Below are 1,109 nucleotides of genomic sequence, written 5' to 3' on the forward strand. Positions count from 1 at the left end.
AGTTGAATTATCCTTGTTTTCCATCTTAACCTCTTGCTTGTTATTGAATTTTACGGCGGTAGCTTGACCAGTTGAAATTAACTACGGTGGATTTTCCCAAAGCCGTATTTTTCTTTGATTTCTCTTATCCTATCGAGTGCGTCAGCTTTGCTAACAGATTTTAAATCTCGCTTTTTCGTTAGTGACAGGTTTGGTTTAGGTATGACATAACCGTTGAGTAACTTTTTCGTTAAGTCATCAATCAAATGTTTTGCTCTGTCCTCAACCTGTTTTGCGTTCAATGACTCCGCAATCATGTCTCGATATAATTCGTGCACCAACCAGTAATTAGCATGAGAACCATAGTCAAAACGATAAAAATCATCGTAACCACGCTGACGGCAGTACGCCTGTAATTTTTCACAAAGCTGCTGAGGTGTGGGTAGCCCGTATTCCTCTGCCAATCCTTGCTGACACCAGTCAACAAATTGCCCGACAGAAGGCAAAAAAGGGGATTTTCGTTGTCTGGCAATCCTTAAACCTGCGTTGATGTGACGGTCAGAATTGATATTGTTTTCAGCAAATCCGCTAATCCACTGCTGTTTAAAAATAGCCAGCTCTGACGGTGTTTTGAGTAATACAATACTGGCTGGGAAAATGACTTTCAGACTCTCAAAAAATCGGTTAAACAGTTTAATGAGTGGTGGATTGCTAGAGTTTTTATTTGAATCAACAAACGATTGCTGACGATTAATTTTAGCGACTACTGCTGAAACGCATTGCATAAAATCCCCTCCAACCCATTTGCCCAACTGGTATCATTCCAGTCAAGTTGTGGTTTAGCATCATGCTGTGATGAACGTTTCCCGTTTTCTAGCCAAGAAATTTCAAATCCTTGCCAGTTTCTGAGCATACATTCTGCCAGTATGTCGTCGGTTGCATATCCCAATTTGTTGGCAGCGTTAATTTTTTGCGCAAGTCGGTTAAGTGCCGTTTCGGTCAATTTGGCTTTTTTGTTTTTTCGATGCTCAAGATAATCTTGCCAAATTTTTTCACTTGGCGGATGAGCAAATTTTTCACGTTGGCAACTAATATTATTTAATATTGTTTTATGACTGGTTCTATATGAC

The 1,109-nt window shown here is 39.7% G+C and carries 2 protein-coding genes; both read right to left on the reverse strand.

The window, feature by feature from the left end; all coding sequences use genetic code 11:
- Window positions 1–77: 77 nt before the first annotated feature.
- Entirely contained in the window at window positions 78–764 is a 687-nt protein-coding gene (locus tag G468_RS0118495; RefSeq protein WP_026824212.1) for a replication protein P, read from the reverse strand.
- Window positions 743–1,109 (reverse strand): hypothetical protein (locus tag G468_RS24365; protein ID WP_034250579.1); only part of this gene is annotated, 367 nt, incomplete at its 5' end. The genes G468_RS0118495 and G468_RS24365, both read right to left, overlap by 22 nt.

Source organism: Arsenophonus nasoniae DSM 15247, assembly GCF_000429565.1.
Taxonomy (GTDB): Bacteria; Pseudomonadota; Gammaproteobacteria; order Enterobacterales; family Enterobacteriaceae; genus Arsenophonus; species Arsenophonus nasoniae.